Below are 23349 nucleotides of genomic sequence, written 5' to 3' on the forward strand. Positions count from 1 at the left end.
TAACCACCGCCAATCCCCAAGATTAGACGCCTCCCGCGTTGCGAAGCGCGGGGGGCGTTCCCATATTCGTATCCAACACACGGTCCCTTTCGGGGCCGCAGATGGACAGTATGAATATGACCGAGACCTTTCCCCTCCTTCCGCTTCGCGACATCGTCGTTTTTCCCGGCATGGTCGTCCCGCTTTTCGTGGGGCGCGACAAGTCGGTGGCGGCGCTTGAGAAGGCGATGGAAGGATCGAAAGACATCTTCCTGCTCTCGCAGCTCGATCCGGGCTGTGACGATCCGGAAGGTTCCGATCTCTACGACACCGGCGTCATTGCGCAGGTGCTGCAGCTGCTGAAGCTGCCCGATGGCACTGTTCGCGTGCTCGTCGAGGGGCAGGAGCGCGCCAAGCTCGAGGCGCTGCACAATGTCAGCGATCATGTCGCCGCCGAAGTGACGATCATCGAAGAGCCGACCGCCTCGGGCACCGAGATCAGCGCGATGATGCGCCAGGTGGTCGAGCAGTTCGGCGAATACGCCAAGCTCAACAAGAAGATCGGCGAAGACGCGGCCGAACAGCTCGGCGAGATCGATGATGCCGGCGAGCTGGCCGATACGATCGCCGCTGCCATCAATGCCAAGGTCTCCGACAAGCAGTCGCTGCTGGTCGAACCCGATCCGCTGAAGCGCCTCGAAATGGTGATGTCCTTCATGGAAGGCGAGCTGTCGGTGCTGCAGGTGGAGCGCCGCATCCGTGGCCGCGTGAAGCGGCAGATGGAAAAGACGCAGCGCGAATACTACCTCAACGAACAGCTCAAGGCGATCCAGAACGAGCTGGGCGACGGCGACGAGGACGGCGGCAACGAGATTGCCGAACTGACCGAGAAGATCGGCAAGACCAAGCTTTCCAAGGAAGCGCGCGCCAAGGCCGAAAGCGAGCTGAAAAAGCTCAAGGCCATGCAGCCTATGAGCGCCGAAGCTACCGTCATCCGCAACTATCTCGACGTGCTGCTCGGCCTGCCGTGGGGCAAGAAGAGCCGCGTGAAGAAGGATATCGCCAAGGCGCAGGAGATCCTCGATGCGGATCACTATGCGCTCGAGAAGGTCAAGGACCGGATCATCGAGTATCTCGCCGTGCAGGCGCGCACCAACAAGCTCAAAGGCCCGATCCTGTGCCTCGTCGGCCCTCCGGGTGTCGGCAAGACCTCGCTCGGCAAGTCGATCGCCAAGGCGACTGGCCGCGAGTTCATCCGCCAGTCGCTGGGCGGCGTGCGGGACGAAGCGGAAATCCGCGGTCACCGCCGTACCTATATCGGCTCGCTTCCGGGCAAGATCGTCACCAACCTCAAGAAGGCCGGCAAGAGCAACCCGCTCTTCCTGCTCGACGAGATCGACAAGCTCGGACAGGACTTCCGCGGCGATCCTGCTTCGGCGCTGCTCGAAGTGCTCGACCCCGAACAGAACTCGAAGTTCCAGGACCACTACCTGGAGCTCGACCTCGATTTGTCGGACATCATGTTCGTCACCACGGCGAACAGCCTCAACCTGCCGCAGCCGCTGCTCGACCGCATGGAGATCATCCGGCTCGAGGGTTACACCGAGGACGAGAAGGTCGAGATCGCGACCCGCCACCTGCTGCCCAAGCAGGTCAAGGACCACGGCCTCAAGGACGACGAATTCGAGCTGACCGAAGACGGCCTGCGCGACCTCATCCGCTATTACACGCGCGAAGCGGGCGTCCGTACGCTCGAGCGTGAGCTGGCGCGCCTGGCCCGCAAGTCCTTGCGCAAGATCCTCGAAGGCAAGGCCGAAAGCGTGAAGATCACGCCTGAAAACCTTTCCGACTTCGCCGGTGTGCGCAAGTTCAAGCACGGCATGAGTGAGGAAGAGGCACAGGTCGGTGCGGTCACCGGTCTCGCGTGGACAGAGGTGGGCGGCGAACTGCTGACCATCGAAAGCGTCACCACGCCGGGCAAGGGCGAGATCAAGACCACCGGCAAGCTCGGCGAAGTGATGAACGAGAGTGTTGCTGCGGCCTTCAGTTTCGTGAAGGCACGCGCGCCGCACTACGGCATCAAGCCGAGCATCTTCCAGCGCAAGAACATCCACATCCACCTTCCCGAAGGTGCGGTGCCCAAGGATGGTCCGAGCGCAGGTATCGGCATGGTCACTTCGATCGTCTCGACGCTTTCGGGCGTTTCGGTGCGGCCCGATGTTGCCATGACCGGCGAGGTCACCCTGCGTGGCCGCGTGCTTCCGATCGGCGGCCTGAAGGAAAAGCTCCTCGCGGCGCTTCGCGGCGGCATCAAGAAGGTCCTCATTCCGGAAGAGAACGTGAAGGATCTCGCCGAGATTCCGGAGAACGTGAAGGAGGGTCTGGAGATCGTGCCGGTCGCACATGTCGACGAAGTGCTCGAGCACGCACTCAGCTCGCTGCCCGCTCCGATCGAGTGGACCGAGGCCGACGATCTCGCCAGCCAGCCCGGTCAGGCACATGGCGGGGCAAGCTCGCCGACCGCGCATTAACAAAAGATACGCTGCACCGCAGCGAATCGCGACGGGCACTCAGAGTTAATTCTGGGTGCCCGTAGTGCTTGCTGGCGGCCAGCCTGATCAATTCGTCGCAGAAATCGAATTCGCAGGCCGAAAACCGCCCATTTTCGCGGAATTTGCCTTTGACAGTGAGGCCAAAAGCCTCTCAATTCCCCGCTTCCCGGAGAGACGATTCACCGGACAAAATTCAAAACACCAAATGAGGGGGTTCCCACATAATGAATAAGAACGATCTGATCGGCGCGGTTGCAGATTCGAGCGGCCTTTCGAAGAGCGATGCAGCAAGCGCGGTCGAAGGCGTTTTCGATGCAATCACCAAGTCGCTGTCGAACGGCGACGAAGTGCGCCTGGTCGGCTTCGGCACGTTCTCGGTTGCGAAGCGCAAGGCTTCGACGGGCCGTAACCCGCGCACCGGCGAACCGATGAACATTCCGGCTTCGAACCAGCCGAAGTTCAAGGCCGGCAAGGGCCTCAAGGACGCCGTCAACTAAGACGCGCCTTCAAACAGGGATCGAGCGCCGCAGCGACCACCTTGGTCGCTGCGGCGTTTCCCTTTTCAGGGCCCGGCAAAAGGCTTCAGTCGAAGGTTATCAGCGCGGTCGGCGCCTGCTCGGTACGCGGGCTGATTTCCCAGACCAGCGCTTCGCCGCGCGAGTGGGCGACCGGACCCTCGTCGGTGTTGTTGGCGAGGATGCGTCCGTCGGTCACGATGGTGAAGGTCCCCTCTGGCACGACGATCTTGCCGGGATCCTGTCCTTCCGAACCTTCCGACATCTGCGCGAGGCCGGCCATGCCAGCCATCATGCCCTGCATCGGGTTTCCGCCGCCCTGTGCTGCAAAGCCGGGCGCATCGACGCGAACCTGCCCGCCGTCGCGCAGCACCATGGTGACGAACATGTTGCCCATCGGCATTTTCTCGATCACCGGGAACGCGAAGTCGTGGGTCATCGTGCCCGAAATGCGGAAATCGACGTCGAACAGGCCGTCACCCTTGTAGGTGACCTCTTCCCAGCCGCGCTGGCGGGCGAGCTTGTCGGCAAGTTCCTGCGCCGCTTCGGGGTTCGACGGATCGATCCCGCCGAGGAAGGCCTTCATGTTTTCGGCCTCTTCCTTCTGCTTGGCTTCGCGCTGGCTGGCGGCGGCGTCCCATTCGGCGCGCTGCTCGTTCGTTTCAGCCAGCGTGCACTCGCGCTCTTCGAATTCCTCGTCGTAGCACTCGGCTTTGAATTCCTCGGGCTTGTCCGCCATCTGCGCCAGCTTCGAGAGCGCCAGCATCTGGATTTCGCCATCGTAGGAATAGCTGAAGGTGCCGTCCTTCATCAGCTGCAGCTCGCTAGTGAATGCGCCCGGCGACAGGAGACAGCCCGTAAGCGCCAGCGAACTTGCGGCGGCCAGAGCCACCGCGCGGATTTTCGTCGAGTAGTAGGTCACGTCCAATCTCCCCCTGAACCGGATATCAGCTTCGTGTTGCTGCAGCGTATAGCGCAATCGCAGCTGCGTTGGACACGTTGAGGCTTTCGATTTCGTTAGAGATCGGAAGTTTCGCCAATGCGTCGCAATGCGTCTCGATATTGTGGCGCATGCCTTCGCCTTCCGCGCCAAGGACGATCGCGACCGGCCCTGCAGGCAGGGCTTCGGCGAAGGTCGTCTCGGTGTGCCCGGTCAGGCCGATGCGCCAGTATCCGGCCTCTGCCATTTCTTCCATCGCGCGGGCGAGGTTGACGACGCGAATCCAGGGCAGCGTCTCGAGCGCGCCCGATGCCGACTTGGCGATAACCCCACCTTCGGGCGGAGCGTGGCGATCTTGCGTCACCAGTGCAGCAGCATTGAACGCTACCGCAGAGCGCATGATCGCGCCGACGTTGTGCGGGTCGGTAACCTGGTCGAGCACCACGATCGGGCGGGCAGGATCGCCGTCGAGCACTTCGTCGAGGAACTTGTCCTCGAGCTGCGCGCATTCGAGCACCAGGCCCTGGTGCGGCGCATCCTTGGCGACGAGCCGCGCGAGATCCTGCACATCGGCATATTCCACCGGGAAGTCCGGCGGCAGTTCGCCATCCAGCGAAGCGATGCCTTCGCGCGTCGCCCACAGCTTGCGGTGCTGCCGGTCAGGGTTCTTGAGCGCTGCCTCGACCGCGTGGCGGCCCCAGAGCCGCACGTTGCCTGCACCAGCACGGCCGCTGCCGCGTCCGCCCTTCATGCGGCCGGCCCGGCCCCTCAATGCGCGTTTGCGTTCGCCTTTTGCCATGGAAATCGTCCTCAATTCGATATTGCGTCGCGCTCCTGCCAGCGAGGGCATTGACAGGCAAGCGCCGCTTCGCCAAAGGGGCGCCTCTCGGCAGGGGATGCCTAGGCGAATCCCCGCAAATTTCTCTTCCGACAAGAGAATGGCGAACCGGTGTGGACAGGTGGCCGAGTGGTTAAAGGCAGCAGACTGTAAATCTGCCCGCGCAAGCGTACGCTGGTTCGAATCCAGCCCTGTCCACCACCGCCATGCAAACCAAGCCCACACATTGCCAACCATTGTAAACCAAACCCGCAGAAATGCGTGGTTTCGGTAGCAATCGGTGCAAACCAATGGAAACCGAACCAAACCGCTGCTAAGTGGGCCTGACTGTGGGCCTACCGGTTCAGGCCCACACTTAATGGTGAAGGGTTGGACATGGGCAAGTTGAGGGCGGCAGAAATCGCCAAATTACCGGCTGGGAAACACTCCGATGGTGACGGGCTGATGCTGGTCAAGCAGGCCAGTGGAAAAGCCAATTGGAAGCTGCGCGTCCAAGTGGATGGCAAGCGCGTTGATCGCGGACTTGGCAGTCTGGATTTCGTGGGCCTGACAGAGGCCCGCGCCAAGGCTCAGGAAATCCGCAGGAGCCTCAAGACCGGCGAGGCCCGCCTGTCTCAGGTTCGCGGCGGACAAGTGGTCACCAAGCCCACAGACACGCCCACGCTGGCGGAAGTCGCGGACAAGACCCATGCCAGCCTCAAGACCGGCTGGAAGAACGACAAGCACAAGACAGGCTGGAAGGCCTCTCTGGACAATCACGTCCTGCCAGCCATCGGACATATGCCCGTGAACGAAATCACCGCTGGCGATGTTGCTGACGCCTTGCGGCCCATATGGCTGGAAAAGCCGGAAGCGGCCCGCCGAGCGCTGGCACGTGTCGCAACCTGTCTGGATTTCGCGGTCGCGCACAACTGGGCGGAAAGCGGTCTCTCGCGCCGCGCTGTGACCGCTGCGCTGCCGAAGCAACCGCGCCGCGAAAAGCACTTTGAGGCCATGGCCTATGACGACGTGCCCGCGTTCGTGTCCACGCTCCGCGAAAAGGTGACCCATGGCCGCTTGGCGCTGGAGTTCGCCATACTGAACGCGAGCCGGTCCGGAGAGGTCCGCTTGGCCACGTGGGACGAATTCGACATGGACAAGGCTGTCTGGACCATCCCAGCCGAGCGGACGAAGACCGGCAAGGAACACCGCGTCCCGCTGACCGATGCCGCCATGGACGTGCTGGCACGTGCCCGCTTGCTGCGCGTGTCCGGCAATCCATACGTCTTTGCGGGTCAGAAGCGAGGCCAGCCGCTCAGCGACATGGCACTGGTCCGAATTCTCAGGCTGGAAGGCCTGACAGCGGTTCCCCACGGCTTTCGATCTAGCTTCCGCCAATGGGCCGCCGAGCGGTGCCCAGACGTGGACGGTGACGTGGCAGAACGCGCGCTGGCGCATGTCGTGGGAAGCAAGGTCCAGCGGGCCTATGAGCGCGACGCCGAACCATTCGACAAGCGCCGTGAACTGATGGACCGCTGGTCCGCTCACTGCACCAAAAACGTCTGACAGGACGCCCGCCAGACACCCTGTGGAAAAAAAGTTGGACCTGCCAAAACAGGCCCGATTTCGACCCTGTCCGCGAGGCCGGAATGTTTCTGTTAATAGCATTCCGTTCGATTGCGCCGTGATTGTTAACGCGTAAATCTGGCCAAATAGAAGGGTAAGTAAAGGGCGGGGCTGTTAACGGAAAGCGCAGGGTTTATGCGGGTTTTTCTTGTTGCCATCGGTTTAAATGTGGGCTGAATAAATAGCCTTCATCCAAACGGAGGCACCATTGACCGCTAAACGTAAACGAACCCGCGAAGACACTGACCAGCCTTTGCTGGTTGAGTTCGCCGACGCTTGTGCGCTGCTGAATATCAGCCGCCCGACGCTCCAGAAAATGACCGAAGACGGGCGCATCCGGTCCGTCAAAATCGGGCGCAAGCATATGGTCCCGCGCGCCGAAATTCACCGCTTCGTGAACGGCGAGGCCGCGTGAACCAGCCCACCATCCGGCAGGACGTCTTGGCCAAGTTGCTTCATGTCGCGCCCGCCAGCCTGACCCGCATGGCCAGCGATGGCCGGTTTCCAGCTTGCGTGTCCACGTCCGCCGATGGTGTCCGCGAGTTCGATCTAGGCGAAGTCCGCGAGTGGCTGGACAGCCGCCTGCGCTCCAGTCCCAAGCCCAAGCGGCTCGCCAAGCTGTTGCTGGAAATAGATCGGGCCGCCGTGCCGGTGGACACGTCGTAACCGGCGCGCGCTCACTTAGGGAAACCCTGCCGGACGAAGAGGCCCAAGTCCTCAAACAAAAATGCCCGGCGCAGCCGAGGGAAGGCGTTGCGACGGGCAGAAAGTGAGCCTGTCAGTGCATACACCAAGCGCCGCCGATGTCACAGCAAAACCAGCCCAAATCCTTGCCGAACCGCAAGCTGACTGGCGGTCTCACAATGTCCTGTTGCTCCGCGACATCGAAGACACCCGCAAGAGCAAGCTGGGTGGCGAATACAAGCGCATCACCCTTGGTGAAATCTGGGAGCGCGCCAGCAAGCCAGAGGCGCTGGCCAAGTCCAAGGCTCCAGCATTCATTCCCAGCAATTTCATCGAATGGAACGGACGCAGCCACGACGTCCAGCGCCAGTTTGGCAAGTATCACGCGCTCAGCGTGGACGTGGACAAGGGCAACCATCCCAAGGAAGCCATCCTAAAGGCGCTGGCGGGCTTTCTGGGCGGCGCTGCGGTCCTGATCTACTCGACACCGTCCGCAACGCTCCAGAGCCGCCGCTGGCGCGTTGTCGTGCCTCTGGCGGGCACGGTGGACTATGAGACGTGGAACGCGCTCCAGCGGGCGTTAACGGGCCACCTAGCGGGCCTTGGCATAGTTGCCGACGTCGTGATGGCCCGCGCGGCGCAAATCTCAATCCTGCCAACGGTCCCGCCCGACGCCCGCGATGGTGATGGCCAGCCGCAGTTCTACGAATTCCAGCGTATCAATGGACACGGGCTGGACCCGTGGTCCGGTATCGCTGGCAGAGCCGTTGCCGACGTCCTCCAGCAGGACAAGCGCGATGCAGAGGCCCGCAAACTGGCCGCCGAGGAAGCGCGCCGGAAACGCGAGAAACGCCGCGCCGAGCGTGGTGATGATGTTTCCGTCATTGATGAGTTCAACGCCAATAATGACTTGGCCGGAGCGCTGGCGTCCTGCGGCTACAAGCAAGACCCGCGTGACCCGCTTAATTGGCGTTCGCCAAAGCAGACGTCCGGCTCTTATGCCACGCGCATCATGGACGACGGTGAAACATGGGTTTCCCTGTCTGGGTCAGACGCCATCGCTGGGGTTGGACAGGAATTCGGCGGCGGACAGGGCCGCTATGGCGATGCCTTCGATCTATTCGTCCATTTCCAACACGGCGGCGATTTCAAGGCCGCTGTCCGGTCGCTTCACGAGGCGAGGGAACAAGACGAACGTAAACGCGAAGAGCGCGAGCCGGTGGACGCAGCCAGCGATAGCGAGTTCTGGTCAGGACAAGACCTGTCAGACGGTTACAGTTTCACGCCGCTGGCGTCTCTGGACGGGTCCGCCTTGCGGCCACGCCAGTGGGTTTTTGGAACCATCCTCCAGCGCGGCGAAATCACAAGCATTGTCGCGCCAACCGCATCCGGCAAATCGACGCTGGTCGCCGCCGCCGCCATGTCCATGGCCACCGGCAAGGAATTCTTGGGCTTCGCGCTTCAGGAAGGACCACTGCGCGTCTGTGTCTGGAACCTAGAGGACGACCGCGAAGAAATCGAACGCCAGCTAATCGGCGCGGCCAGACATTTCGACATCAACATGGGCCAGATAAATGGACGCCTGTCCTACCAGTCAGGCCTGACCCAGTCGATTTGCACCGTCGTGGAAGAGAGAGATGGCCTGAAGATCGCCAAGCCCGTGGACGAAGCGCTGCGCGAGGCCATCCGCCGAGACAAGATCGACGTGCTGGTCATTGACCCGTTCGTCAAATCCCACGCCGTGAACGAGAACGATAACCGCGCAATCGACGTCGTGGTCAGGACATGGAAGTCTCTGGCTGCTGACTTGGGCATTGCCATTGTGCTGGTCCATCACACCCGCAAGTTGAACGACCGCATGGCGTCCGCCGATGACAGCCGTGGCGCGTCCAGCATGTCCGGCGCTGTCAGGACCGTGCTGGTCATTCAGCCCATGTCCGCCGATGTCGCCAAGGAACTGGGCGTCCCAGAAAGCGAGCGCGAGGACTACATTCAACTGGTCAACGCCAAGTCCAACCGCGCCCGCAAAGGCGGTGCTGACTGGTTCAAGAAAGTGGGCGTCCCACTGGGCAACCGCGACCAATACGGACGGACCGATTGGGTGGCGGTGGCTGAGCCGTGGACGCCGAAAGACAGCTTTGCCGGTGTCTCGCCTCACGACGTCCTGCGGTGTCTGGAACGCATCCACGACGGCCCAGACGGCAAGGGGCATGAATATGGCGATGAGCGGTTCGCCACCTATGACGGGGACGAATACGAAAAGCCGCTGGGTGACCGCTTCACAGCGTCGGCTCGCGGCGGAACCACCACGAACCCGCGATGGGTTGGAAATGTCATCATGGACGAATTCGGTGTGGAAGAAGCCGCCGCAAAAAAGATCATCAAGGGATGGCTGGACACGGGCCTGCTGGAGGACCGGAAATATTACAAGGCCACCACTCGAAAACTGTCCAATGGCTTGTCCGCAGACATTGAAAAGCAGCGTGGCGTTGTCGCCCAATTGGAGTTCACCGAGAGGCTAAATCGGGACAGCGGCGATGATGTCTAGAGCAACGGGAAAAAGGGTTGCTCCAGTTGGGTTTTGGAACTGGAGCAAAACCCCACTTAACTGGAGCAGAAGTGGAGCAAGATTTTGCTCCGCTCCGCTTCCGGACCACTATAGTCAAGTGGAACTGGAGCAGGGCGCTCCAGTTGCCCCTGCGCAAGTGGAGCGCAGGGGAACAAGTTCCACTGTGACGATACTGGTCCGATGGTCCGCGCGCGAGAATGGTTCTGTGGAGCGGAGGCCAGCATGGCTGACCTAGACGGGATGGAAAGACCATGGCCCGTGGGCACCGTCTGGACAGACAAGCGCGGCTCCTATCGGCTGACAGGATATAGCTGGCACACTCACACCGATGGCCGGACTATCTGGACAGGCGTCTGGCAAGGGACCTGCGCTGTCTGTGGTAAGGCCTACACGTTCAGCCGCTCGCTCAGACGTGGCCTCAAACTGGAACCAAGCCGACGCTGTCCTGTCCACGCCACCGCTGGCAAGCGCTCGCCTGTGATCTATCCAAACGTAACCGAACCCTACACCGTCACACCCGACTGGCTTTAGGGCCAGCGGACAGGCGAGGGCATGGGGCAAGGGTGCCGTGCCCATACCCAGCGTTGGCGAAACGATCGGACCCATGGGCCAGCGGGGCATAGGCCTAGAGGGCCTGTTAATGGACAGGGGAGCGAGGGCGGCAGGGGACAGGGCCAAGGACCGTCTTTGCAATCCTCGCGGTGTTAATCCGGTGTCTGGCTTGTGTCTGTGTCCAGAGGCCCAGGACATATGTCCAAGCTAAGCGCTCGCTGTGTCCGGATTGGTTAGGGGTATGGGGTGCGCTCTTGGGGGTAAGGGGGGGGAGGTTTGCATATGACGAAGGCCGCCCGTCCCAGCGGCCCTGAAAAGCGCTTCAAACTTCACGGCCATTTCTGGGCCTATTTCGCCTTGGACGGTCAATGGACAGGCATTCCATGGTCGGCCACAAGCTATAAAAGCGGTCATTCCGCTAACGACCCGATTGCGGACGTCGCGCAAAGAGAACGGCGGCCTCACTGTCCAAGCGTTAATCGCGCATACCAATCTGTGCTAGCGATGAAGAGAGATAGTGGGACCGTCAGGATAAAGAACACGAGTCCCAACCAGTTGGCTGGATGCGTTCGGCCATGGCGTATCTTGTCGCTTACAAGAAAAGTGATCAGTCCAAATAGGAGAGTGAGGCTTAGCAAAGGCCCGCTCGTGTCCGGCGATAGTCCTGGGATCATGTCGACATAGCGGCGCAAGGCGATGCCAACTGGGGCGTAAGCCGATTGCAGCATTAGACGCCAATGCCAATCCGGTCGTTTGCGCAAGGCCACACCGGCTAAGAAAAACAGAACCAGAGTTGGCAGAACCTGGAACAAGCGAAACGATGCAGGCAAGAGGTTCCTATCGTCCTCAGGTACAGTGGGCCAAACTGCTAGTTGAACAGCGATTCCAGTGATCGCCGCACCAAGAACAACCGCCCCAACTAGCCAACCAATTCTCCGGTGCCATTGCCAGTTGCGGTGCAGGACTAGCCAAGGCTGAGCGATGAACAGGGCTGCAAACACAAAGCTGACCCAAGTGTGAGGTTGCATCCAGATATTGTCCGATGCGAACTCACCCTGGACCATCGGAATGAAGTATGTTGGCACAAATGCCGTGAGCGTAATCGCGAGCAGTATCCAGCCGACGATCCGCAGAAAACGTGCATCCCGATCAACATCAACAGGATATGCCGTCAAGCGTTCCCCCCTTTGCTAGCTCAAGCGGGGCGATGCTATGGCGATCTAAGAAGCTTGTCCAATCCAAGATTTCACCGACTGTCCGCTAACCACCCAATATCGGACATTGGCCTTGTCAATAAGAATGGAAAAGCTGCCGGTCCGCTTTTGACTACCGTTTTTGGGCCTGTCCGGACCTGTTTGGTGTTAACACTTTTGCCGGTTACGGTTCGGGAAATTGGAGGATTTCCCTTGCCCAAACCCAAGCACAACGGACCCGCTGGAGCCGTCCAACTGTTCAAGGATGCTCGCATTCGGATTGAGCCGATGCGCAAACTCTCAGCGGAAGCGCTGGACGCATTCCATTCGATCATCGCCTGCCGCGAGGCGGCAAGCTGGTCGCCGTATGACATCGCGCAGGCGACCTCGCTGGCGGAAATGATTGTCCAGCGCGACCAGTTGCAGAACCACGTCATGGCGAACGGCGCTGTGACGGAAAACCGGTTTGGAGAACCTGTCGTGTCTGCGCAGGCTCAGGCGTTGGACAGGCTCAGCCGGACGGTCCTTGCGGTCTCGCGGTCCATCGGTGTGACCGCGCGCCGCGAAGACGCCCAGACCCGCGCTCGCGCCCAGCGTGAAAATGCTGTCAGGGCACGCCATGACAGGGACGATGATGCTGATAGCCTGCTGGCGTAACTAGAGTTTCCCAGATCGCACGCCCACCCGCGCGACAGGGGCCAGCGGTCATGTTGTGGCGATGACATTGCCGGACCCGCTATGAGGACTAACGTCCCGCCACCAAATCCTCTGCGATTGCCGTGGTGCGCAATTGGGCTGGAAGGCGATTGTCCGCTTTTGGCTCACCACGTGCGCATCGAAACCGGCACGAATTGGGTGGGAAGCGGACGCTCTGATTTCAGATTGACGCCTTAAATAGCCGTCAATCGACTTATGACGAACTCGGGGCCATCAGCTGATCATCCGGTGCCAACTGTATGTGGCGCAAGCACCGTACCGCGGACATGCTGATAGGGTGTAGGTAGCGGTACTGATCCGAGGTTCAGATCGTTAGATCAGCGGCGAAACCGGTGTGAGCATCGCTCGCTGGTACTCAATCAATGTCCATTTCAGGATGCACCTGACGTCTCCACCGGTGGGGTGAGGTGCCGTATTTTCGCTTGAACGCGCGGACAAAGCTTGAGGGATCGGAGTAGCCTGCCGCACTGCTGACGTCCGATACTTTGATGGAGGGATCGCCTAGGAGCTCGCATGCCCTCGCCATACGTCTGTCGATTGAAATTTGCCGCAAGGTACTACCGCTTTCGGCAATTTTCCGCAGGACTGTCCTTGGGGATAGACCAAATTGTTGCGCAACCTCATCCAGCTGGACCGTACGATTCTCCAATTGAAGTGAAGCGTCGATTGCTCGCTTCAGCTCGATATCGAATTCCGCGTTGATGGCCTGATCGGATTCGGCAGTGACGCTTCTTCCTGTTCCTACAGGTCCATCGAAGACACTCGGATTGGGGCTCGCACGCAAGACCGCCGGAAGACTGATAGACGTTTCATGAGCTGAATGCTCGACCCGCAGCCAATTGGCCCGACTGAAACTCGAAATAAGCTCTTCGTCGAATATCCTGCAGGAAAAGATGATCGAGCCGACAGCTTCAGCCTTGTTCTCTGCGTACTCGAGAAAACTCTCGATCAACCGGAAGAGAACGGCTTGAGCGAGCAGTTCGTAGATACGGCCGAAGTCTCCCAAGGCGTCGTGAGAGGCGATCAATATCCGCACAATTCTTCCGTCGCTATCCAGACTGAAGCGGAAGGGCGGGTTCCGGTCTGTGGCTTGTTCCGTGACCTGCTTCAGGGCCTCGCCCAGGTTCGGCGCGCTCATCGCTATCTGGTCGCCGGAAACCCTTGGCATTTCCAGAATAGCATCGACCAAATCCCTCAGTTCACGGTGCTTCAGCAAGTTTGCGATCAATATCAGATCGTCGCGCACCGAGATTTCCGAAGGTAACTCGCTCGCACTTGAGAAGCTTGTGCCATTCCAGACATCATTTGGTGGATTGAGAGCTAGCAGCATGAGCCGGGTTATCCCCGCCGCCAGCCTCGTCCTCGCCAGCCCGGCGTGATGCTTGTCAACGAGACTGATGGTCTTCTGCAATTCAGATTGCGAGAACACGTTGGCTCCTTGGTGTCGGGGAGTTTCAGCAAGCAAGATCTCCTTGGCATTTAATGCCAATTTTCTGGCAGGTAAAGTCCATGGAAGTTTGCGAAGACAAGATGTTAGCCTGCCGCGACAGAAGTCGAATGGACGTTTCGCTCTTCTGACTGATTCTTAGCTCTGGAGATAAACGAATGAAGCTTATCGCACATCTTGCCCTAGGAACTGCGGCACTCGCGATGGTTGCCACTCCGGTCCTAGCCGAGAAAGCAAACCAGCTGATCGACGTGAACGGCATGTATGCCGGACCCGCAGAGCGTACCCTGCGCGATCGCGGCTTTGCTTTCGTCAGCCACGAGCGCAACTCGCAAGGCTATGACTACAGCTACTGGTGGGACGAGGACGACGATGACTGCGTGCGCGTCGAAGAATATGGCGGCCGCGTCCAGTCAATCGCGGACGCTAAGGACCAGGATTGCGGCCACCACCTCAATTCTGGCGTCAAGACGGCATTGGGCGTTGCGGCCGGTGCTGCCATCCTCGGTGCTATATTCGGCGGCAAGCATGACGATGACGACCGCAATGACAATCAACGTGAATCCGATCGGGAGTATGACCGTGGTTACACCGACGGACTTCACAACGCCTCCTATCACAACCGCCGCGGTACGGACGAGTATAGCGCCGGTTATCGTGCCGGTGTGAACCAGCGGAACGCCAACCTGCGTCACCATTCGAGCCGCGGTGGCTATGATACTTCCAGCGGCAGGACCACGAGGGATGATGCTTGGATTCGTCGTCTCGTTGGTGCCGCAGGGGATGGCGCGGGAACCTATCTCGAGAATCAGGGCTTCCGCCCCGTCGACAGCTTCGAGTCCGGCCGGAATGGAGCGGGATCAGTTTGGTATAATCGTTCCAGCCGTCAGTGCGTCCAGATGATCGTGGTCAACGGCCGTGTGGACTCAGCTATGGACATCGGCAGCCACCCCAACTGCCGCCGATAGAGTTGGAGAGCTGATATGAAGTTCTATGTATTCTCGGCCGGGGCGGCAGCCCTGGCACTCTCCGCCTGCGGCGGGGAAGCGACAGGCGACGATGCCTTGACCGAGGCCCCGGCCGAGGAGACGCTCGTTGCAATACCAGAAAGCCTTTCTCCCTTCGGCGACGGCTACCCTAATGCAGGCGATCCGTGCCGAAGGCTGGGTGAGTCCGCTGCGACATCGAATTACCTGGATGACAGTGCGATGCTTGTGGGCTGCCCTAGTGAAGCTTCGGCAGCAGCGGCCGGCGGGAATGTCGTCGGAAATGTCGAAGGCGTGCGCCTGATTTCGATACCCATGGGCGATGCCAATGCCGGACTGGGCGAAAACGGACCGATAGAAGCCGCGCCCGCACCGGCTGCGACCGCCGCTTCGAAACAGGTAGCCATCCGGGGTCCGAACAGCCTCGAAAGTCGCTGCGCCGACAAGGTCGCGCAACAGACCGGTGCGCGCGTGCTCGGAACCAACCGGATCGAGGAGTCCGAAGCGGCCATTGGCATTTACGTCAATGTCCAGGGCGCACAGGCGCCGTGGCGCTGCCTTGCCTATCGCGACGGTACGGTAGGGGAAGTCATGTACACAGGAGACGAGGGGGCGCTGTAGCCGCCCCGCTTCTATCCCGACTGGGAGAATGCGATGAAAGAGTTGCTGGCCACTTCGTTCCTGATCGGTGCACTGGCAGCCTGTGTTTCGCCTGATGGGAGTGTCGGCTCGGAAGACGCCATAGTTGCTGGCACCGATTACGATGCCACTGCGCATGTTGCCTGCGGCTTCGCAGGCAACCCGCCAACGCAGACTTGTCCCGCGGGCGTGAAGCGCAATTGGGGCGAAGACGGCACAACGCTGGTCGAAGTCAGTAAGCCCGACGGGTTCAAGCGCGCGATCTTCATCCGCGGGACTACACCCTATGGTGCAGACAGCGCGCAAGCCGATGGATCGGCGGGGTGGACATTCTCAACCTCCCGGAGCGGCGACCGCGTCACAATCAACTACGGACCGGAAACATATGTGATCATCGACGCCTTCGTCGAAGGCGGGTGATCCAAAACACGCAAGAGGAAACCAATCTCATGGGGAAAGTCGGAATCGCCCTGCTATTCGGAGTGCTCGGACTTTTGGGAGGCGCCCTGCTTATCGGCCCGCTAATCGGCGGCGCGATGATGGGTGCCGGCGCAGGCTCGGGTTTGACGCTTGGTACCTGTTCGACGGTAAAGGCTGCCCAAGAGCTCGGATATCTCACTCCCGAGCAAGTTGACGAGACGCTTACACGCGCGGCGGAAGATATGGGTGGGCAGGCATTGGCCGAAGACCAGCAAATCGTCGGAAGTGCAGCAGCCTGCGACGAAGCCCTCGCAAACATCCTTTCTGAAGGAGAACAATAGATGCGGTTCCCGGTCACCAACGCCTTGCGACGCCAGTTCTTGCTTATCACGGCGATGGGATCGGCTGCGCTTCTCACGACCGGATGCGAGACGCTTTATGCTCCGCCTCATCCGCTGGAAGGGACAAGTTGGCGCCTAGCGGATGTCGAGACCTCCGGTACATCGACCCGGCTGACACCCGAATTGTCTGCCCGCCATCGTCTGTCCTTCCAAGATGCAGGGGATCTGCAGATGCAACTCGACTGCAACCGCGGAAACGCGACGTGGTCCGCTTCGAGCCCTTCTGGTGGCGATGGATCCATATCGATAGGCACGGTGGCTTCGACCCGCGCTCTATGCCCGCGTCCGACATTCGGGGAAGAACTCGCCGCCGAGTTGCCGAGAGCAACGGGCTATAGCTTGGCGAGCGATAGTAGCAGCCTGACCATCCGCACACAGGAAGCTGATTACGTGTTCGTTCGTGATTGATTGCCGATCACTTCCATCACGGGGGCGACGGCTTTTTCGGACTTTCATCGGATCGAAAGCGATGGCGACACGAGGGGGCAGAGACTCTCTGGAGATTTGAAAAACAGGTTCGCCCGTACTGCCTGGAGATCCAAGATGAAACGTATGATCGCAATCTGGATGAGTATTGCGCTCGGGGCATCTGCCCAAGCTGCAGAGCCTGAGGACAGTGGTACGGTCGCAGGCGAGTTCTCGCCAGTGGAAGAATGCTTTGTCGAAATGCCGGCCGATATGTCCTTTGATTGCGGATATCTCACCGTGCCGGAATTTCATGAGCAACCCGACAAAAGGACGTTCTCACTGGCCGTAGTTCGTCTGCGCTCGACTGCCGAAGACCCCAAAGAGCCGATATTCTTCGGCAATGGCGGTCCCGGTGGCTCCGGTTTCACCCTGCTCGAAGTCTCGGTCCTCAGCGACCGCGATGGATATTTCACCAAGCTGATGGAGAACCACGACCTGGTCTTCTTTTCCCAGCGCGGCACTGCCTATGCCACACCGCACCTGATGTGTTCTGCGGTAAACGCTCTTTCCAACAACTATCTCGCAGGAGCCTATCAAGCGTGGAGCGAGCTTGAGACTGCCAAGATTGAAGCGCTTAAGGGATGCTACGACGATCTATCCGCCACTGGTGTCGATTTTTCAGCCTTCAACAGCCTCGAAAACGCCGCTGACCTCAACACTCTGCGCGCAGCCCTCGGCTATGACAAAATCATCTATTACGGCGAATCCTACGGCACCATGCTGGGCCAACACCTTATGCGGGAATACCCGGAAACTCTGAGCGCAGTCGTGCTCGATGGCGCTCTGTCTCTGGCCTATCCAAGTTGGGAGACTGCACTCGACCTGAGGTACGAGACCGCGTTGGCTCATGTCATCACGATGTGCGCGCGGGATAAGGTTTGCAGCGCGGCATATCCCCAATTGGAAAACGATATCGGGAAACTCTACCGACAACTCGAGCAGAGGCCGTTCGAGATACCGGTTGGTGAACAGAGCATCTTCGTCGATGCGCAGCAGTTCTCGGTCGCGATCTACAACTCGCTCTACGACGTTAGCAAAGCCCGGTTTATCCCGCATGTCGTAAGCTCCATGCTCGAGAACAACATCACCGATGCGGTTCCCGGGATGATGGTCGGACCGATTCCGGCGCAGGGAGAAACGGGCATCGCCCTTCCGACGCATTATGCCTTCGTGTGCGCCGAAGATCCTACGTCGTCACTGGAAGAAGCAAGCAGCCTCGAAACGCTGCGTTTCGAAATGGTGCCTGACTATATCGAAGCCGACGCCGGAGAGTATATTGCTCTTTGCGAATATTTGGATCTTCCGAGAATGTCCGATGAGACCGATCTGCCAGTCAGTATCGATGTCCCGGTCCTGATTCTGAACGGTGGCTTCGACCCGGTTACTCCCGCGATCACCGCGGCACCGATCGCAGAAGCACTGCCCACAGCATACATGGTGGATTTCCCATTCGGTGACCATGTGCAGGGTTCGACCGATCAGTGCTCGCATGCCATCATGCTGCAGTTCTTCAGCAATCCGACCACCAGGCCGGACACAAGCTGCACCACGGATCGAGGCAATTTCGAATGGTTCGTTGATTGAGATGCCGCACCGGTTCTGCACTGCAGAAGAAAGCATAAGGTGCGATTTAGCCCTATCTGGTCGAAGGCAAACGCCTCTGTCCCTCTAGAGACCAAGTGGTGAGGATTGCAAAGGGCAATGCTCCCCAGGTGCGACTCACGATTGACAAGATCACGATTGGAAGCGTTGGCGAAAGAATTCGCCCCAGAGATCGATGGCCAGTTTTGGCAATGGATCGACACCGCCTCTACGTCCGCAATCGGGTCGTTAGCCGTCGGTCCGCTCCTGGCACACTGATAGCTTGGTGAGAGCGACGTCAGGGGTGGAAAGCTGACGGTCTGCTTAGCGCGCCAATCTGTCGATAAGAGACATGTTATGCCAAATCTGCCAGCTTCTTCCATCTGCGTTGGCGATGAGAATAGAAGAGCTTTGCGAAGAGGGCCACAAATGGCGTGAGTACGCCAGCGGATACGTCCACGCGGTCAGTATAGTAAGTTCCCTCTCCTTCAGACCGGACAAAAATCCAATGGTCCCACTTCTTGGCCATGGTGCCATGTCCATTGTCCCGCAACGTCATCGGTGGTGCATCGGGAGGATACTCGATCCCAATAGTTTGATTGCCGACTGGAAGGACACCAAAAAGGCGCATGCTGGCAGCATAGTCTCCTTCTTTCCAAACAGACGGAAAGGCGGATGCTTTTGGTCGAAATTGAATGAGAGGTCCCGCCACGAAGTCTAAAGTAGAGGACTGCTGCACACGCTCCCAAACCCATTCCGGTTTTTTGGGAAGCCAGCAACTAAGTTCGACGCGCATTGGACTATCTCGCGATTAGCTTTCGAGGTCAGCTTATGGCGAGCTTCGAAGGTGAGGTCTAGAACCGCAATCGGGTCGTTAGCGGAATGACCGCTTTTAGCCCAAGGTCTGCTCGACGAAATTGCGTCAGCGCCCCTCCACCACATCTTCGGCAATCTCCAGAACCTCTCGCGGGCTGACGTGTCCGACGCCTGCCGCTTCCGGCCAGCCGGATATGCTCGCGGCCAGCGTATGAACACCGCGGCGCCCGCTGGCGGCTCCAGTGCTGACAATCACGCCGAACGCGCAGGCCGGTGAATTCGGGCGCGGTGGCGACCGTGAGAAGGCCGCCGCACGACGCGCGAGACGCAGGGCAAGACGCCGAGGGGTCTAGGCCTTCAGGCAATTACTCTTGAATTACCCTCCAATTACTCTTACATGCTCCCCAGCGGACGGGAATTCCTCTCGCCGGAGCAGTTGGAAAGTAATTCATGGCGAAGGCAAACTATAAGCCAGCCTTGATGGCGCACGCGCTGGGTGCGCTGCGAGCCGAGGGCTACGAACTCGAAAAGAAGGCCGGTCGCGGACAGGCGCAGAATTATCTGGCCACGCGCGGCGATGAAACGCTGAGCGTGTGCATCCGCACGACGCAGGACGGTTTCGTCAACTTCACCGCCGCCGACGCCGAAGGCAATGGCTGGAAGGGTCTGGACGACGCCGATGCTGTCGTGATCGCAGCGCTGGATAATCCGGAACGGCCCAGCGATGGCGCGACCATCTACATGGTGTCCGACCTAGATCGCGTCCGAAACCTATTTCGGAAGGAATTCTCGCGCGTCCTCGCCAAGCGAGGAAGCCCCATTGAGAACCGCACGACGTGGCGGCTCCTTTCGGACGTCGTGGGCAAAGACGCCAAGGTTCTGGACCAATGGGACGTCCACGCTGACGTTCACGCTGACGACGCCGTGGACGGGTCTGACGCTCCCAAGGCAGAGCCGACAATTGCGCCTGCCACCGTGCCCGCTATCCTTGATCGCGCCCGCGATGAACTGGCCAAGGTGTTGAATGTCGCCAGCGACAAGGTCACTGTCCGTTTCGAGGTAGCGTCATGAGCGAAGCACCGAAGACAATATCAAGCCGCATCGGCAAGGGCCGCGCATTGCTGGGCGGCTTCGTCCCGCGCAAGACGCGCACGCTGGCTTGTCGCCTGCCCTCCTGCGAGGAACCCGCCGCCGCTATCGCGGTCTGCCGGACGTGGGACGGTGTGACGAACTACCACGCCAAGGGCATGGAGGCCTTTCTGGACTGGCCGCGCATCCGCACGGAATGGCTGGCCATGGACGTCTTCCACCAGCGCGCGGTGGCGGAAATCGACCGCCAAGTTGAAGCCTATGGCGAAGCGCTCTTCGCCATCAACGAAGAGACCGACGCCAAGCCGCGCCGCCTGTTTATCATGACACCGCATGACGAAACGCGCTGGCGGGTTGTCATGCCGGTGGACTTCAAGATCGCCAGCCTAGGGGAGGCGCAGGTATGATCGCCCGCAAAATCATCGCCGCCGCCTGTGTCGTGTCGCTCGCGGCCTGTAACTCGCATGGCGCGGTGGAGGAATACGTGGCCAACCAAACGCGCGACCCTGCCAGCGTCCAGTTTCGGAACGTGTCCACGTGCCCGAATGACCCAGACATCGTGCAAGGCGAATACAACGCCAAGAACGGGTTCGGCGCTTACGTCGGGTTCAAGCCGTTCATGGCCCGAAAGTCGGCAGTCAACTCGGACGACGTGTTGTCTGCCAGCGTCGGCAACGGCTGGGATTATTTGGATTTGAGCCGCCACGTGGACCTTGCCGCTGACTGCAATGGCCAGAATGTTGTCGAGGCCTTCCGGTCTGTGCGCTGGGAATACAGCGACGAAGCCGTGGACCTCTACGAAGGCACGTTGGTGACAGAGTGATGATCGACATGGAAACCCAGACCCTAGCCGCCGAAGAGGCCGGACGATGGACAGCGTCCGCGACCGCGAAACACGCCGAGGCCATGGTGCTGCTGATGGCAGGCGATGGAGCCGGAGCGCTGCCGCTGCTGGAAGACAGTCTGACCCTTATTCGGGACGCCCGCGAGTTGATGGACGAAGCCGACTTGCCGCTGTCTGTGTCCGAGTTGGACACGGCGATTGGACAGCTTAGGGGCCAGATCGAAGCGCTCGCTGGAGTGCTGGCGTCGTGAGAAAGCGCAAGTCTCCCAAGCCCGCTAGGTTCGGCAAGCCCAAGCGCAAACTGAGCGCGCCGCTAGTGATCGGTGGAGCGGTCGCCATGGGCATTGGCGCGGCCTTCCTCTGGAGCGTTGCCGACTTGGACAGCGGAGCCGCAGCCGAGCAAGAGAAAATCACCTTCATGAGCCACGGCACCGCGCAGGAAGCGGCTGCGGCCAGCGCTCAGACCGGCTTCGCCAGTGGCGACCCAGCGCAGCCCTACCTTGAATTGTGCGGTGACGGTCCGCGCCGCAATTGCGTGGTGGATGGGGACACACTCTGGCTGAACGGCGACAAGATACGCGTTGCAGACATAGACACGCCGGAAATCGGCAGTCCGCAATGCGACTACGAATATGATTTAGGGATGCAGGCGACCTATCGCTTCCGCGACCTGCTGAACGAAGGCCCGTTTGCCGTGCAAGGCATTGGCGAGCGGGACAGCGACCAATATGGGCGCAAGCTGCGCGTGATTACTCGCAACGGGCGCTCAATCGGTGACATGCTTGTCAGCGAGGGTCTGGCGCGGACGTGGACTGGACGCCGTGAGCCGTGGTGCTGAGCGCAAGGAAAGCCACAGTGAGCAAATACAAACCCGAAGAAATGATGCCCGTCTTTCGCCATTTCTGGCAGGCCCGAAACGAGGCGCTGGAACTGGGCTTCACCGATAACGGTGGAGCCATCCATAGCGCCGAACGCATCGCGGAAATGATGGCCCGCCACCACGTCTATGGCGGCAGGTTTGGCGCTGGCTACAAACTAGCCGAAGACGCCCATTGCAGCGTGGCCGCGCGCGATGCGAGACAGGCCGCAATTGAGGCTGGAACCCCGCGCAAGGACCTGTTGAAGACGGTGGAGATTGAACACGTCCTGCCGGTCCGCGCCATGACCCGCGAAATAGGCGCGCTGGTGGACGCTGGCGCGACTGACGCCGAAGTCTTGGACTGGCTGTCCACCAATTTCAGGATGGTTCTGCTGACGCCTGACGAACGCAAGGCTGTGGACGCTCGCAACCGTTCGGAAATCTGTCCTGACCGGCTGGCAGGGATTGACCTGCATTCGATCTAGCGGGCCGCTCGCGCTCCTGTCGCATCCGCTCGCGCTCCAGCCTGCCCGGTCTCTTCCGTCTCGCCATGCCGGACAGGATACCGCGACCGGCTGGACATGGACAAGGCTGGCCTAGCTGGGTCTGGCGACTAGCCCATGATCGAAGGACAGCCGGACGCATTCGTTCTGGATGGTCTCAACGCAGGCCTTGGCCAGCGGAAGCGTGATGTTTCCGTCCGGCGCTGTGTCGTATCGCATCCAATAACCCGCATGGCTTTCGTGGAGGCCGCTGACCAGTGTCGCCACGCCTTCCGGATTGACCGGCTGGAAGCCCTGTCTGAGCGCGTGGGCGTGGGCACTCTTGAGGCTGTGTCCCATGTTGCCCTTGCCGGTCAGGATGCGCGCATATTCGCCGCCGTGGAGTAAATAGGCAGCCTTCAAAGTCAGTTCCGTGGCGAAGCCCAGCAGCAAATAGACCGGCAAGACGAAGAGCGGAGGCAATTCCCCGCCTTTCCCATGGGACGCCAGAACGTCCTTCACTACCAGCGAATAGCCAACCGCTGCGGACACGAAATCGCCAGCGCTTTGCAAGTCGTCCGCACTGGCCGGACGCTGCGCTGGCCGATGCTCTTCGCCGCCTGCCAGTTTCAGCTTGGGATGCGCCGCGATGAAACGCATGGCGTCTTCGACGCTCAGCAGGTGGACCGCCATTGCATCGCCGCCAATTGTGGGCGCATTGTGGACGCCGAAGCGACCGCTGCCGACATGCTCCAGTAGCCAGCTTTCAGCCTTGTCCGTATCTGCGCCTAGACCCGTGTCAGGCACCTTGAACTTGATGCGGACAGGAAAGCGCGCGTCGTCCGTTTTGGCGGCAGGTGTGGTTCGTCTCATTTGGGTTCCGTCGTGTCCATCCTGTCTGGCGTAACACCGGACAGGACAGATTGACCGAAAAGGGTGCGAGTTATCCCCGCTGGGTTTTATGGCCGCATGGCGTGTGGGCCAAACTGTGGGCCTGCCGAGACCACAGAACGGCAAAAGAACTGTTAATCAATCCGCTATGCCGAGGCGTTTGGAGGAAGCCCTGTCCACCACCGCCATCCCGATCCTGTTCAAGGCAAATTATCGCGCTCCGGGCGTGACTTGCGGCTCGTCCTAAGCCTTGCGTTAACCATTATTCGCTAGCGACCTCAT

26 protein-coding genes and 1 tRNA gene are annotated in these 23349 nt (G+C 60.1%); 20 read left to right on the plus strand and 7 right to left on the minus strand.

Annotated features, from left to right (window positions below):
- Positions 1-116: 116 nt before the first annotated feature.
- Together lon and K3163_RS05445 are read left to right on the plus strand one after the other, a co-directional pair.
- Positions 117-2510 (plus strand): endopeptidase La, encoded by a 2394-nt coding sequence (gene lon / locus K3163_RS05440; RefSeq protein WP_221429433.1) that lies wholly within the window; start codon positions 117-119, stop codon positions 2508-2510.
- A gap of 245 nt (positions 2511-2755) precedes the next feature.
- Positions 2756-3028: an HU family DNA-binding protein gene (locus tag K3163_RS05445; protein WP_221428842.1), complete on the plus strand. Its 273-nt coding sequence runs from the start codon at positions 2756-2758 to the stop codon at positions 3026-3028.
- A gap of 85 nt (positions 3029-3113) precedes the next feature.
- Here the strand turns inward: K3163_RS05445 and K3163_RS05450 are convergent, their stop codons facing one another.
- Together K3163_RS05450 and rlmB are read right to left on the minus strand one after the other, a co-directional pair.
- Positions 3114-3968: a hypothetical protein gene (locus K3163_RS05450; protein ID WP_221428841.1), complete on the minus strand. Its 855-nt coding sequence runs from the start codon at positions 3966-3968 to the stop codon at positions 3114-3116.
- A 25-nt stretch (positions 3969-3993) separates the two neighbouring features.
- Positions 3994-4785 (minus strand): 23S rRNA (guanosine(2251)-2'-O)-methyltransferase RlmB, encoded by a 792-nt coding sequence (gene rlmB, locus K3163_RS05455; protein WP_221428840.1) that lies wholly within the window; start codon positions 4783-4785, stop codon positions 3994-3996.
- Between the two features lie 154 nt (positions 4786-4939).
- Here rlmB and K3163_RS05460 point away from each other — a divergent pair.
- The 5 genes from K3163_RS05460 (at position 4940) to K3163_RS05480 (ending at position 9661) form a co-directional block, all read left to right on the plus strand.
- Positions 4940-5025, plus strand: a tRNA-Tyr gene (locus K3163_RS05460).
- A 174-nt stretch (positions 5026-5199) separates the two neighbouring features.
- The gene (locus K3163_RS05465) at positions 5200-6369 is read left to right on the plus strand and encodes a tyrosine-type recombinase/integrase (RefSeq protein ID WP_221553421.1); all 1170 of its coding nucleotides are present in this window, start codon (positions 5200-5202) and stop codon (positions 6367-6369) included.
- Positions 6370-6637: 268 nt separating this feature from the next.
- Positions 6638-6844 (plus strand): helix-turn-helix domain-containing protein, encoded by a 207-nt coding sequence (locus K3163_RS05470; protein WP_221553422.1) that lies wholly within the window; start codon positions 6638-6640, stop codon positions 6842-6844.
- Positions 6841-7095 carry a hypothetical protein gene (locus K3163_RS05475; protein ID WP_221553423.1) on the plus strand — a complete coding sequence of 85 codons (255 nt, stop codon included), beginning with the start codon at positions 6841-6843 and terminating at the stop codon, positions 7093-7095. The genes K3163_RS05470 and K3163_RS05475 overlap by 4 nt, the downstream gene beginning before the upstream one ends.
- Positions 7096-7156: 61 nt before the next feature.
- On the plus strand, positions 7157-9661 hold the full coding sequence (locus K3163_RS05480; protein ID WP_221553424.1) for an AAA family ATPase: 2505 nt from the start codon (positions 7157-7159) through the stop codon (positions 9659-9661).
- Between the two features lie 1034 nt (positions 9662-10695).
- Here the strand turns inward: K3163_RS05480 and K3163_RS05485 are convergent.
- Positions 10696-11409, minus strand: a complete 714-nt coding sequence (locus K3163_RS05485) for a hypothetical protein (RefSeq protein ID WP_221553425.1) — start codon at positions 11407-11409, stop codon at positions 10696-10698.
- Positions 11410-11715: 306 nt separating this feature from the next.
- Here K3163_RS05485 and K3163_RS05490 point away from each other — a divergent pair, with 306 nt between their 5' ends.
- Positions 11716-12084: a hypothetical protein gene (locus K3163_RS05490; protein ID WP_221553426.1), complete on the plus strand. Its 369-nt coding sequence runs from the start codon at positions 11716-11718 to the stop codon at positions 12082-12084.
- A gap of 415 nt (positions 12085-12499) precedes the next feature.
- On the opposite strand, the gene K3163_RS05495 is transcribed toward K3163_RS05490, so the two are convergent.
- A complete protein-coding gene (locus tag K3163_RS05495) occupies positions 12500-13573 on the minus strand; it encodes a helix-turn-helix domain-containing protein (protein WP_221553427.1) in 1074 nt (357 codons plus the stop codon).
- 176 nt (positions 13574-13749) lie between these two features.
- On the opposite strand from K3163_RS05495, the gene K3163_RS05500 reads away from it, so the two are divergent.
- The 6 genes from K3163_RS05500 to K3163_RS05525 all read left to right on the plus strand — a co-directional run bounded on the left by K3163_RS05500 (position 13750) and on the right by K3163_RS05525 (position 18089).
- A complete protein-coding gene (locus tag K3163_RS05500) occupies positions 13750-14559 on the plus strand; it encodes a hypothetical protein (RefSeq protein WP_221553428.1) in 810 nt (269 codons plus the stop codon).
- 15 nt (positions 14560-14574) lie between these two features.
- Positions 14575-15198 (plus strand): hypothetical protein, encoded by a 624-nt coding sequence (locus K3163_RS05505; protein WP_221553429.1) that lies wholly within the window; start codon positions 14575-14577, stop codon positions 15196-15198.
- Between the two features lie 33 nt (positions 15199-15231).
- Positions 15232-15636, plus strand: a complete 405-nt coding sequence (locus K3163_RS05510) for a hypothetical protein (protein WP_221553430.1) — start codon at positions 15232-15234, stop codon at positions 15634-15636.
- Positions 15637-15665: 29 nt separating this feature from the next.
- Entirely contained in the window at positions 15666-15977 is a 312-nt protein-coding gene (locus tag K3163_RS05515; protein WP_221553431.1) for a hypothetical protein, read from the plus strand.
- The gene (locus K3163_RS05520) at positions 15978-16445 is read left to right on the plus strand and encodes an META domain-containing protein (RefSeq protein WP_221553432.1); all 468 of its coding nucleotides are present in this window, start codon (positions 15978-15980) and stop codon (positions 16443-16445) included.
- Positions 16446-16580: 135 nt separating this feature from the next.
- Positions 16581-18089: an alpha/beta hydrolase gene (locus K3163_RS05525; RefSeq protein ID WP_221553433.1), complete on the plus strand. Its 1509-nt coding sequence runs from the start codon at positions 16581-16583 to the stop codon at positions 18087-18089.
- Between the two features lie 352 nt (positions 18090-18441).
- Here K3163_RS05525 and K3163_RS05530 read toward each other — a convergent pair whose 3' ends face one another.
- Positions 18442-18882: a hypothetical protein gene (locus K3163_RS05530; protein ID WP_221553434.1), complete on the minus strand. Its 441-nt coding sequence runs from the start codon at positions 18880-18882 to the stop codon at positions 18442-18444.
- Positions 18883-19008: 126 nt separating this feature from the next.
- Positions 19009-19158, minus strand: a complete 150-nt coding sequence (locus tag K3163_RS05535; protein ID WP_221553435.1) for a hypothetical protein — start codon at positions 19156-19158, stop codon at positions 19009-19011.
- Positions 19159-19352: 194 nt separating this feature from the next.
- Between K3163_RS05535 and K3163_RS05540 the strand changes: the two genes are divergently transcribed.
- Genes K3163_RS05540 through K3163_RS05565 form a run of 6 tightly spaced genes read left to right on the plus strand, consistent with a single transcriptional unit; the run spans position 19353 to position 22179 of the window.
- A complete protein-coding gene (locus K3163_RS05540; protein ID WP_221553436.1) occupies positions 19353-19973 on the plus strand; it encodes a hypothetical protein in 621 nt (206 codons plus the stop codon).
- Positions 19970-20398, plus strand: a complete 429-nt coding sequence (locus tag K3163_RS05545; RefSeq protein ID WP_221553437.1) for a hypothetical protein — start codon at positions 19970-19972, stop codon at positions 20396-20398. The genes K3163_RS05540 and K3163_RS05545 overlap by 4 nt, the downstream gene beginning before the upstream one ends.
- Positions 20395-20814 (plus strand): hypothetical protein, encoded by a 420-nt coding sequence (locus tag K3163_RS05550; RefSeq protein ID WP_221553438.1) that lies wholly within the window; start codon positions 20395-20397, stop codon positions 20812-20814. Before K3163_RS05545 ends, K3163_RS05550 begins: the two co-directional genes overlap by 4 nt.
- Positions 20814-21086 (plus strand): hypothetical protein, encoded by a 273-nt coding sequence (locus K3163_RS05555; RefSeq protein ID WP_221553439.1) that lies wholly within the window; start codon positions 20814-20816, stop codon positions 21084-21086. Before K3163_RS05550 ends, K3163_RS05555 begins: the two co-directional genes overlap by 1 nt.
- Complete coding sequence (locus tag K3163_RS05560) at positions 21083-21673, plus strand: thermonuclease family protein (RefSeq protein ID WP_345719702.1); 591 nt, start codon at positions 21083-21085, stop codon at positions 21671-21673. The genes K3163_RS05555 and K3163_RS05560 overlap by 4 nt, the downstream gene beginning before the upstream one ends.
- A 17-nt stretch (positions 21674-21690) precedes the next feature.
- A complete protein-coding gene (locus tag K3163_RS05565; RefSeq protein WP_221553440.1) occupies positions 21691-22179 on the plus strand; it encodes a hypothetical protein in 489 nt (162 codons plus the stop codon).
- Between the two features lie 111 nt (positions 22180-22290).
- Here the strand turns inward: K3163_RS05565 and K3163_RS05570 are convergent, their stop codons facing one another.
- Positions 22291-23049 (minus strand): hypothetical protein, encoded by a 759-nt coding sequence (locus K3163_RS05570; RefSeq protein WP_221553441.1) that lies wholly within the window; start codon positions 23047-23049, stop codon positions 22291-22293.
- Positions 23050-23349: the final 300 nt, after the last annotated feature.

The sequence above is a fragment of the Qipengyuania xiapuensis genome (genome assembly GCF_019711395.1).
Taxonomy (GTDB): domain Bacteria; phylum Pseudomonadota; class Alphaproteobacteria; order Sphingomonadales; family Sphingomonadaceae; genus Qipengyuania; species Qipengyuania xiapuensis.

What these genes read in the sequence shown, in the direction of transcription:
- K3163_RS05555 (WP_221553439.1), top strand. Translation starts at nt 20,814, where the DNA reads ATGATCGACATGGAAACCCAGACCCTAGCCGCCGAAGAGGCCGGACGA.
- K3163_RS05510 (WP_221553430.1), top strand. Translation starts at nt 15,232, where the DNA reads ATGAAAGAGTTGCTGGCCACTTCGTTCCTGATCGGTGCACTGGCAGCC.
- K3163_RS05545 (WP_221553437.1), top strand. Translation starts at nt 19,970, where the DNA reads ATGAGCGAAGCACCGAAGACAATATCAAGCCGCATCGGCAAGGGCCGC.
- rlmB (WP_221428840.1), bottom strand. Translation starts at nt 4,785, where the DNA reads ATGGCAAAAGGCGAACGCAAACGCGCATTGAGGGGCCGGGCCGGCCGC.
- K3163_RS05530 (WP_221553434.1), bottom strand. Translation starts at nt 18,882, where the DNA reads ATGCGCGTCGAACTTAGTTGCTGGCTTCCCAAAAAACCGGAATGGGTT.
- K3163_RS05490 (WP_221553426.1), top strand. Translation starts at nt 11,716, where the DNA reads ATGCGCAAACTCTCAGCGGAAGCGCTGGACGCATTCCATTCGATCATC.
- K3163_RS05540 (WP_221553436.1), top strand. Translation starts at nt 19,353, where the DNA reads ATGGCGAAGGCAAACTATAAGCCAGCCTTGATGGCGCACGCGCTGGGT.
- K3163_RS05525 (WP_221553433.1), top strand. Translation starts at nt 16,581, where the DNA reads ATGAAACGTATGATCGCAATCTGGATGAGTATTGCGCTCGGGGCATCT.
- lon (WP_221429433.1), top strand. Translation starts at nt 117, where the DNA reads ATGACCGAGACCTTTCCCCTCCTTCCGCTTCGCGACATCGTCGTTTTT.
- K3163_RS05445 (WP_221428842.1), top strand. Translation starts at nt 2,756, where the DNA reads ATGAATAAGAACGATCTGATCGGCGCGGTTGCAGATTCGAGCGGCCTT.
- K3163_RS05550 (WP_221553438.1), top strand. Translation starts at nt 20,395, where the DNA reads ATGATCGCCCGCAAAATCATCGCCGCCGCCTGTGTCGTGTCGCTCGCG.
- K3163_RS05465 (WP_221553421.1), top strand. Translation starts at nt 5,200, where the DNA reads ATGGGCAAGTTGAGGGCGGCAGAAATCGCCAAATTACCGGCTGGGAAA.
- K3163_RS05570 (WP_221553441.1), bottom strand. Translation starts at nt 23,049, where the DNA reads ATGAGACGAACCACACCTGCCGCCAAAACGGACGACGCGCGCTTTCCT.
- K3163_RS05480 (WP_221553424.1), top strand. Translation starts at nt 7,157, where the DNA reads ATGCCCGGCGCAGCCGAGGGAAGGCGTTGCGACGGGCAGAAAGTGAGC.
- K3163_RS05500 (WP_221553428.1), top strand. Translation starts at nt 13,750, where the DNA reads ATGAAGCTTATCGCACATCTTGCCCTAGGAACTGCGGCACTCGCGATG.
- K3163_RS05505 (WP_221553429.1), top strand. Translation starts at nt 14,575, where the DNA reads ATGAAGTTCTATGTATTCTCGGCCGGGGCGGCAGCCCTGGCACTCTCC.
- K3163_RS05515 (WP_221553431.1), top strand. Translation starts at nt 15,666, where the DNA reads ATGGGGAAAGTCGGAATCGCCCTGCTATTCGGAGTGCTCGGACTTTTG.
- K3163_RS05520 (WP_221553432.1), top strand. Translation starts at nt 15,978, where the DNA reads ATGCGGTTCCCGGTCACCAACGCCTTGCGACGCCAGTTCTTGCTTATC.